Below are 7,282 nucleotides of genomic sequence, written 5' to 3' on the forward strand. Positions count from 1 at the left end.
ACTCCGTTTTCTACTTGTTGCAAGATAATAGACTGAGGGCTATCGGCTACCTCGCTGGTAATTTCTACCCCTCGGTTGATAGGGCCTGGGTGCATAATCACTATTTCTTTATCGAGAGAGGCTAAGAGCTCTTTGGTAAGTCCGTATTGTTGTACATACTCGCGTGTAGAGGGGAAGTAACTGATGTCTAAGCGCTCGTTTTGTATGCGTAGCATATTGGCTACATCGCACCAGTTTAAGGCTTTGCGCAAATTAGTTTCTACCCTTACGCCAAGCTCGTGTATGTATTTAGGGATAAGCGTTTTAGGCCCGCAAACCATTACTTCAGCTCCTTGTTTATGTAGGGCAAATATATTAGAAAGGGCTACTCGAGAGTGGAGTATGTCGCCTACTATTACTACTTTTTTGCCTGCAACATCGCCTAATCGTTCGCGTATAGAGTAAGAGTCTAAAAGGGCTTGGGTAGGGTGCTCGTGCGCTCCATCGCCGGCATTTACGATAGCGGCCTTGACATGCTGCGATAAGAAGATTCCAGCCCCAGGGTTGGGGTGACGCATCACTACCATATCTACTTTCATTGAAAGGATATTATTGACCGTATCGACTAATGTTTCGCCCTTAGTAACCGATGATTGCGAAGCCGAGAAGTTAATCACATCGGCAGAAAGGCGCTTTTCAGCCAACTCAAAAGAGAGGCGAGTGCGAGTGCTGTTCTCAAAGAAAAGGTTGGCGATGGTAATATCGCGTAATGAAGGCACTTTCTTAATAGGGCGGTTGATAACCTCTTTGAAGTGGTCAGCCGTTTCGAAAATCAGTTGTATATCTTTTTCGGTGATATACTTAATACCTAAAAGGTGATTGACACTTAATTCGCTCATCGTATTATATCTTTTAGCGGTACGGCAAAGGTACGAATAATTTGTCAATTAGCAATTTTTAGGCGTTAGTTTTTAGTCGTTAGTCGTTAGTTTGGTAATAAAAAAGGTTATTACAGTATTTGCTGTAATAACCTTTTTTGTTTTTTATCTTCTGTCTTTATTTTAGTATTCTTCTGTAGGGGTAGCGAATATTTCGTCGGTTTTGTGGCGGCGACCACTTACGCGCTCTTGTAAGTCTTGGAAGATAACAAAAAGCACAGGGATTACTACTAATCCGAAGAAAGTACCAATAAGCTGTCCTACAGCGGCTCCGGTAGCTACTGAACGGTTACCAGCAGCTCCTACACCTGTAGCAAATACTAATGGCAAGAGTCCTACGATAAAGGCAAATGAAGTCATCAGGATTGGACGCAAACGCGCCATAGCGGCATTGATTGCTGCCTTAGAGAGGCTCTCGCCCATACGTCGGCGTTGTACCGCGAACTCTACTATCAGGATAGCATTTTTAGCCAAAAGCCCCATTAGCATAATTAGTGAGATTTGGAAGTAAATGTTGTTTTCTAAACCAAAGAGCCATTGCCCCAGATATGCCCCAAAAATACCAAATGGTAACGACATTAGCACTGATAACGGCAATAGGTAGCTTTCGTATTGTGCCGAAAGGATAAAGTAGGTAAACACCAAGCTGAGAATAAAGATGATGATAGTCTGTGAGCCTGCGTTTTGCTCTTCACGGGTAAGCCCTGTATAATCAATGCCATAGTTAGCGTTAAGGGTTTGAGCCGCTACTTCTTCAACAGCTTTTACTACATCACCTGTACTATAGCCCTCATTATTGGCTGCTGAAATATCTACCGAAGTGTAGAGGTTATAACGGCTTACAGCTTGAGGACCAAATACCCTTTTTAGAGTAACATATTCTGAAATAGGAGCCATCTCACCACTCTCAGTACGTACAAACATTCCATTTAAACTATTCACATCTTTGCGCGCATCGGGTAGGGTTTGCACCATTACGCGGAATTGCTTACCGTAGAGCGTAAAGTCGTTAGCATAGTACCCTCCTATATAGTTTTGTAGGGTAGAGAGCAAGGTATTTACCGAAATACCTGACTGCATAGCTCGTTCTACATTGATGATCATTTCATATTGAGGGTAATTGGTATTGAAAGATGTTTTAGCATACTTTACCTCTGGTCGTTTTTCGAGGGCAGCGATAAACTCTTGGGCAGTTTTGTCTATTTCAGTTACATCAGCTCCTGATTTGTTCAGTAAGGCAAATGATACCCCTGCCCCCATACCGAAGCCCGATACAGCTGGAGGTTGGAAGAATACTATTTCAGCATCTTTTATCTTAGAAGCAGCTGCAAAAGCCTGCCCTATAATAGCATCTATACTTTGGCGAGGGTCTTTAGAACGTTCTTCGAAAGGCTTGAGTTTAAAGAACCCCATACCATTATTGCTACCAGAGCCTGATAGCATACCATTTCCGGTTACGAAAGTAAAGTTTTCAACCCCAGGTATGTTATCAAGGTCTTTACTCACTTCGCGCATCTCGTTGGCTACACGCTCCATAGAGGCACCAGGTATCATCGAAAGATCCATTAGTACGAATCCTTGGTCTTCGTTAGGTACAAACCCTGTTTGTATATTTTTATTAGCAAAGTAAATACCACCCCCTACAATAGCAAAAAGCACTAAGGTGACCCATTTGTGACGCAAGAAAAAGGTGAAAGTCTGTCCGTACTTTAATGTTGCCGCATTGAAAGCAATGTTGAATTTATGGAAGAATTTGCCTATAACTGATTTGTCTTCATACTCCTTATCGCCGTGAGGTTTGAGGAATAGTGAGCAGAGGACAGGACTGAGAGTAAGAGCGTTTACTGCTGAAATGGCGATTGCAACGATGAGGGTAACCCCAAACTGTTTGTAGAATACCCCAGTTGTACCCTCGATAAAGGTAACCGGCACAAATACAGCTGCCATCACGAGGGTGATGGAGATAATAGCTCCTGTAATTTCGTTCATAGCCGAAATAGTAGCAGGTTTAGCTTTCTCGTGCGTCTGCTCCATCTTAGCGTGTACCGCCTCGACCACCACTATCGCATCATCGACCACTATACCTATGGCAAGCACTAAGGCAAATAGGGTTAGCATATTGATAGAGTAACCAAAAAGATTTAGGAAAAAGAAAGTACCCACGATAGAAACCGGTACCGCAATAGCGGGGATAAGGGTAGAGCGGAAATCTTGCAAGAAGATATACACTACTAAGAATACCAATAAGAATGCTTCTAAAAGAGTAGTTAGAACCTTAGAAATAGCCGCATCTAAAAAGGTGTTTACATTGAAGTTAATAGTGTAGGTTACCCCTTCAGGTAGGTCTTTCTCAATAGATTTGAGGTACTTCTCAATATTTTGTACGACTTCGTGAGCGTTAGCCCCGGGGGTTTGCGAAATACCCATTGCAATAGCTGCACGTCCTTTGCTTTCGGAAAAGCTGGTATAGCCAAGGGCATCGAGTTCTACCTTAGCTACATCTTTTAAGCGAAGTATGCGCCCCCCATCAAGGGCTTTAATTACTATGTTTTCGTATTCTGATACGCTGTTGTATTTTCCTTTATACTTGATAGTATATTCGTAAGAACTACCACTGTTTTGCCCCAAGGTACCTGCCGCTGCCTCTAAGCTTTGTGCTGAAATGGCTGCATTTATTTCAGTAGGGGTTAACTTATAGGCCTGTAGTTTTTGAGGATCAAGCCATATACGCATAGAGTAGTTTTTACCACCATATTCATCAGCATCACCTACCCCAGTGATACGCTTTAGAGCAGGAATTATGTTGATACCCAAGTAATTCTCTAAGTAAACTTCGCCAAATTCAGGGTTATCAGAGAAGAAAGTGAGGAACATTAGCTGTCCTGCCTCGCGTTTTTCTATTGTTATCCCTGCTTGTTTTACTTCGGCAGGAAGGATAGCATTAGCGTATGATACGCGGTTTTGCACTAATACGGCAGCATTGTCGGGGTCAGTACCGTTTTTGAAATATACCGTGATATTGGCAGCCCCGCTGTTAGAGGCAGAGGATACGATATAGTCCATATTTTCTACCCCGTTGATTTGCTCTTCGAGAGGAATCACCACAGATTTAAGTACGGTCTCGGCATTCGCCCCTCCGTAGTTAGCTCTTACCGATACGGTAACAGGCGCAATGTCGGGGTATTGCGATACAGGCAACGAGACAATACCCAGCACCCCTAAGATGACTATCAAGATAGAAATAACCGTTGATAGCACCGGTCTGTTTATAAAGTTCTTTATCATAAATTCTTAATTTGTCAATTTGTCGATTGCCAATTGGCTCATTATTTCCAGCCACCTCCAAGGGCTTTGTAGAGGGTAATGCCGTACTGCATACGGGTAAATTGGGCTTCGGCAACACTTAGTTCGGCATTGAGGCGGCTTACTTCGGCAGTGATTACCTCTAAGTAATTCACCATACCGCTATCGAACAGCTGTTTAGAGAAGTCAGTAGCCTCTTGGTAGGCTTTCATCTCTTTGGTTTTTAGTTCGATTAGCTCGGTTTGAGTGGTAAAGTTGCGCATAGCGTCGGTTACCTCTTTGCCTGCTGAAAGGATAGACTTTTTGAGGTTGAGCAAGGCCGTTTCTTGGGCAGCGCGTTGTACCTCATACTGGGTGCGTATTTGTCGCTTATTGAGTATAGGCTGTGCCAGCCCTGCTACGAAGTTAGCAAACATAGATTTAGCCGAAAACCAAGTGTCTAACTCGGTGCTACTCAAGCCCCCTCGTGCTGAAAGGGTAAGGGTAGGGAAGAAGTTAGCACGGGCTGCGTTAGTAAGTTCGAAAGCATTGCGCAAGTTGAGCACTGCGCGGAGTACATCGGGGCGGTTTTCTAACAACTTCACTGGGTAACCTTGTTTGAACTCGGTAGGAAATTGTTGGGCTGATAGGTTGCTGCGCTCTATGCTGTGCAACTCTTCGCCCATAAGCACGCAAATAGTATTTTCTACCGCCCATATACTGTTGTTGATGCTGATAAGCTGGGCTTGGGCATTATATACGAGGGCTTCTATCTGCTTGGTAGCCACTTCGGTAGTAGAGCCTGCATCCTTTAGGTGCTTAGTAGTCTCTAAACTCTTTTGGCGGAAGTCGATAGTCTGCTCGAGTACCTTTTTCTGTTCGTCGAGCATTAGCAATTGGTAGTAGGCAGTTGCCAAAGTAGCCACCACCTCTGATTGTACGGCTTTTTGAGCCTCGACTGTAGCTAAATAAGAGGCTATTTGGGCGCGTTTCTGGGCAGAGATTTTGCCCCAAATGTCGGCTTCCCAGCTGGCACTGGCGGTAATATCCCACAGGTTGCCATAGGTGCGGTCGCCTATGCCCCCAGCAGCATTGATAGAGTTGGTGCTGCGGGTATAATCAGCTCCTACTGAAAGAGTAGGGATATAGGCAGCTTTGCTCTGCTTTAGATAGGCTTGCGCTGACTGTACGCTTTGTATTGCTATACGCACATCGAGGTTGTTAGTCAGTGCCTTGCTGATGTGCTGCTGTAAGAGCGGGTCGGTGAAGATGTTGCGCCACGATACCGTAGCACTGCTGAGGCTATCGGTAGGGATATTGTCGGTGCGAAAGAGTTTTTCGCTAATCCCCTCGGGCATATATTCTTGCCTTTTGGGCGCTACACAAGCACTAAGGGTTAGTGCTATACTTGCCGCTGCTATAGATTTATATATGATTCTTTTCATTTGGGTGTTAGGTTCTATTAAAGACGAAGTGCTATTGGCTCTTAGTGCTCGTTGAAAATAGGTTGTATTCTTTTTACAATGCTGTCCATTGGTACAATAGGCTCTGGTTTTACGTGAATACCTCTGCGAACAGCGTTAAGCCCTTGTACGAGGATGATATCACCTTTAGAGAGACCGCTTTCTACTACTGCATAATTATCGGCGCGGTTCTTAAGAGTGATAACGGTCTGTACCACCGAGTCCTTTTCTATTATTTTGTAAGCGAATACTTTGCCTTGTAGCTCGAAGGTAGCAACTTCGGGTATTACGAGGGAGTTACTAAAATGTTGAGGCACTCGGATAGTACCGCTGTTGCCATTGGTAAGCAACCCATTGGGATTAGGGAAAGTAGCGCGGAACTGTATGCTGCCGGTAGTAGGGTCTATCTGCCCTGTTACGGCTTGTATTTTACCCTTTTGGGTATATTCTTTTCCGTTAGCCAATACTAAAGAGGCTTCGGGTAGGTTTTTGAGCTTTTCGGGTAGGTTTTTGCCCTCAGTATTACTTAAGAAGTCAAGGTATTCTTTTTCGTTCATAGAGAAGTAGGCATATACCTCTTTTACGTCGGATACAGTAGTTAGAACAGTGCTATTAGCATTTACCAACGCTCCTTCACGATAGTTGATAGCGCCTACTATGCCGTTAACAGGGGCTTTTACCACCGCAAAGCCGATGTTGCTTGCCACCTCGTTATAAGCAGCTTGGGCGCGCTGTAGGTTGGCTTTAGCCGTTTCGAGCTGCACTTTGCTCACTATATTTTTCTCTACCAAAGGAATGAGTTTATTCACTTCGACCTGTGCCACCTCGACCTGTGCTTTGGCTGAAGCTGCCGATTGGTTGAGGGTTTGTGTTTCGAGCTGAAAAAGCGCTTGCCCTTGGGTAACGGCTTGTCCCTCATCGACCAATACTTTGGTGATGTAGCCAGACACTTTGGCTTGTACAGGGCTGTTTACCACCCCTTCGATGTTTACAGGGTAAGAAAGGAAAGAGGTTGTATTTTGTTCGCCTACTATTATCGCAGGATATGAGGGGATTTGCGCACTAGCTTGTGCATCTTGTTGTTGCGTGTTATTGCAGGCTACTATAGCGATAGCTGACACTGCTGTTAAAAAGATTTTATTCATAATATTTTATTGTTACTTATTAGTTTAGGGGATAGTACAGAGGTAAGAATTTTTCGGTAAAGGTAAATTGGTGGGGTGGGTTGCACAAATAAATTAGACGAAAAGGCTAATTTTATCGACAAAAAGGGAGGTAACATCCTCCCACACATACTCCGCTACGCCAGCTCGCGGACTTCCTTCAAAGGGGGAGATGTGACGTTAAACAGTATGCTCTCGTTGTTTCAGGGGGCAAAGTTAGTACAAAAACTTGTGCTAAAAAAATTAATACTTGTTAATCTTTTCATAAATTTTTTGAGGAAAAGCAGGGTGTAGTGAATAGCAATTTTTTCTGGTTTTTGGATAATGATTAGATATTTATACTTTGGTAATCTTTCGGTTATCTTTCGCTCTTCCTATATTGGGCAGATTCAATTCATAAAGGTAACTTTTAATTTTGCTGATTGTTATTCATAAGTTAACGTTTCCTTGATTTTTA

The 7,282-nt window shown here is 43.6% G+C and carries 4 protein-coding genes; all 4 read right to left on the minus strand.

Annotation, left to right across the window (positions count from 1 at the left end; genetic code table 11):
• A partial coding sequence (locus tag HMPREF9074_RS09360) for an aspartate carbamoyltransferase catalytic subunit (protein WP_034540403.1) occupies positions 1–878 on the minus strand: 878 nt, incomplete at its 3' end.
• Positions 879–1,040: 162 nt separating this feature from the next.
• On the minus strand, positions 1,041–4,202 hold the full coding sequence (locus HMPREF9074_RS09365) for an efflux RND transporter permease subunit (protein ID WP_009392099.1): 3,162 nt from the start codon (positions 4,200–4,202) through the stop codon (positions 1,041–1,043).
• Between the two features lie 41 nt (positions 4,203–4,243).
• A complete protein-coding gene (locus HMPREF9074_RS09370; protein WP_009392100.1) occupies positions 4,244–5,644 on the minus strand; it encodes an efflux transporter outer membrane subunit in 1,401 nt (466 codons plus the stop codon).
• 41 nt (positions 5,645–5,685) lie between these two features.
• On the minus strand, positions 5,686–6,807 hold the full coding sequence (locus HMPREF9074_RS09375) for an efflux RND transporter periplasmic adaptor subunit (RefSeq protein WP_009392101.1): 1,122 nt from the start codon (positions 6,805–6,807) through the stop codon (positions 5,686–5,688).
• Positions 6,808–7,282: the final 475 nt, after the last annotated feature.

Origin of the sequence: Capnocytophaga sp. oral taxon 329 str. F0087 (assembly GCF_000213295.2) — a bacterium.
GTDB classification, from domain to species: Bacteria; Bacteroidota; Bacteroidia; order Flavobacteriales; family Flavobacteriaceae; genus Capnocytophaga; species Capnocytophaga leadbetteri_A.